Source organism: Candidatus Cloacimonadota bacterium, assembly GCA_034661015.1.
Classification (GTDB): Bacteria; Cloacimonadota; Cloacimonadia; order JGIOTU-2; family JGIOTU-2; genus JAYEKN01.
This window is the reverse complement of the sequence record JAYEKN010000243.1, coordinates 1-2,812: the sequence shown is the minus strand read 5'-3', so window position 1 is coordinate 2,812 and position 2,812 is coordinate 1. Positions and strand designations below refer to the sequence as shown.

Annotated in this window: 2 protein-coding genes; both read right to left on the bottom strand. The window is 36.2% G+C overall.

Annotation, left to right across the window (positions count from 1 at the left end):
* Positions 1-1,791 (bottom strand): SpoIIE family protein phosphatase (locus tag U9P79_09015; protein ID MEA2104761.1); only part of this gene is annotated, 1,791 nt, incomplete at its 3' end.
* Positions 1,788-2,780: an ABC transporter substrate-binding protein gene (locus U9P79_09010; protein MEA2104760.1), complete on the bottom strand. Its 993-nt coding sequence runs from the start codon at positions 2,778-2,780 to the stop codon at positions 1,788-1,790. The genes U9P79_09015 and U9P79_09010, both read right to left, overlap by 4 nt.
* Positions 2,781-2,812: the final 32 nt, after the last annotated feature.

Sequence of the window (2,812 nt, the reverse complement as noted above, 5' to 3'; positions counted from 1 at the left end):
GAAGCGTTCTTCCCCATATAATTCATTCTCTTTTGAAGTGGCTTCTATAACGCCGTCTGTGTAAAGAACAACGATATCGTCTTTATCCAAATGATCTGTTTCTTGGTTGAATTTATGCGATTCGTATAAGCCCAAAGCAATATTTTTCAATGTTGGAATTATTCGCAAATTCCTATTAGGCGGCATAATTATCGGTTCATCATGTCCGGCATTTGCGTATGAAAAATCGCCGGTTCTCACATCGTAGATTCCGAGGAAAAGAGTGGTGAACATACATGCATCATTTTCTTGGGAGAGGATAATATTCGCTCTTTCGAGTGCGTCACTCGGCTCAACACCCTTCTGACAAACGGTCTTGAGTAGTGTTCTGGTTACTGCCATAAACAAACCTGCAGAAATACCTTTACCGGATACGTCTGCAATGATAAAGGCGAGATGATCATCGTCTAAAAAGAAAAAATCGTAGAAATCTCCGGCTACCTCTTTTGCCGGAATATTACGGGCATAAAGGTCAAATTCCTTTCTGTTTGGGAATGCTGGAAAAATTCTCGGCAGGAGCGATTCCTGTATCTGTCGGGCAATTTTTAACTCACTTTCCACTGCTTGCTTCGCTCGAGTGGCTTTTGTGAGATCATTGATATAATGATTCAGGTCAATGATCATTTTATTGAAAACAACGGCGAGCTCGTGTATTTCGTCTTCACCCTTAATATCTTTTAATTGAACATCCAAATTGCCATCTGCGATTTTCTTTGCCATTACCACCAATTTTGCAATCGGTTTTGTGATTCCAAAAGATGCCCAGATAATCACACCCAAAATCACTAAAAGTCCGATGAGCATCAGAAAAGCCTGACGTAATATTGTAGAATTGACAGAGGTCAGAATGGTTTTTTCGGGAATAACTACTGCGAGAGTCCAACCATTTGATTTGATGGGAGTGTAAACCAGCCACTTTTTTGAATTAGTTATCGGATCGGGAAAAGATTCTACAGCGCTTTTGCCCTTGAGCATTTCTCTACCGAATTTACGCATTTGTGGAAAATTATATTTCTCCGCTTTGCTGAATATACTTTCGCTCATAATATCTTTTTTGTTGGGATGATAAATATATGTGCCGTGCTTGCTGATGATAAAGGTATATCCGTCCATTATTTTGATATTATCCATTCTCTTTTCAAGCAATTCCAATGACATATCCGCAGTGGCAACGCCCACAAGTTTTCCCTTGGAATAAATTGGCGTGGAAAAAGTGTTCATCAAGATATTCCCGCCGCCCTCGTCGTAATACGGTTCACCCCAATAAGATGCATCAAGTAGTTTCGGAATGTTATACCAGTCTTTGGGGAAATAATTCAATTTTTCTTCTAAGTTTTTGAATATTATTTTTCCGTTCATTCTATAAGAGTAAGGAGCATATAATTTTTGATATTTCGAGAAATAATATGGTTCAAAAGCAACTGCCATTCCAAAGATGGTGGAATCAGATTCCAATTTTTGATTTAAAATAGATTTGATCTGTGCGGAATTTGGATAGGGAAAAGTTTGAATCGTTTGGGCAATAGATTTTGGTGCCTGCGCAATTTGTATAAAACGGGAATTTAATTCGGTTGCATAATGTGCGGTAAGTTCGATCAGATATTTTTTTGTTTGTTTCAGAGCATCTTTTTTTGCAGAAGAATAAAATAAAAATAAAATAGCCATATAAACAACTAATAACGGAATGCAAATTCGTAGAATTAATTTCCTGCTGATAGGTTTTTTTATTTTGAATTTTTCACTTGAATTCATTTTATTTGCCCCTTATAAAAATTTTTATAATTAGGTATCCGCTCAATTATGTTTTGCTCTTTCAATTCATTTGCCAAAAGAAAAAAATCATCTTTTTTTAAATTTCCCCATGATTCCACACCTTCACCCGTTTGATAAGTTATTGAGGAATGAACAGCATTTAACATCCACTTTTGATGAGAGCTATTCGTTTGCAGATGAAATTTATTGCAATATTTCATAATCAAATCAAGTGTTTCCTGCTGATGCGAAAAAGCATATTCCCAGCCTTGAAGCGAAACTGCAACAAATTTTTGACAAATTTCTGGTTTTGATTCCAGAGTATTTTCAGTGCAATAGATACCATCTTCGGGAAAATTCAGTCCATAATCAGAGTAAAAAAAAGTGTTAACTTCATCCTCATTTATCCCAGCCTGAAACAATTTATGATATTCATTATAATACATGCCTGAAGTTAGATCGCAAGCGCCAGCCAGAAAGGCATCAATCGTAAAAGATTGGGGGACGATCTTCGCATCTATTTGATATTTGCGAAAAAATGCGTTCGGTTGAATAGAAAAATCACCACCCCAACTACTGATGCATTTGCCGTTCATATCCGCCGGTGTTGAAATATTACTCTCTTTTAAACTAACGAGCATTAACGAAGATTTTTGGAACATTTGGCAAATATTTACAATTGGTTTCCCATTGCTCCTGAGGAGAATTGCTTGGGAAAGCCAGGCAGTACAGAAATCAATTTTCCCATCTAACATCGTAGTAAGAGGGCTGTCTTCCCCATTTGAAAAAATGATTTTTACATCAAGTCCTGCATTTTTATAAAAACCTTTTTCATAAGCCATAATGTAACCGGCAAATTGAGATTGAGGAAACCATTGCACTTCAAAATTAATGGGAACTAATTGTTTCTTCTCATTACCATATAATAAAGCCGAAAAAATAATGGGAATTAAAAAAATAATTAACAGGAAAACGGGAGTCTTTTTCACAAGAAAATCCTTTCTGCTTTTAATTTAAAAAC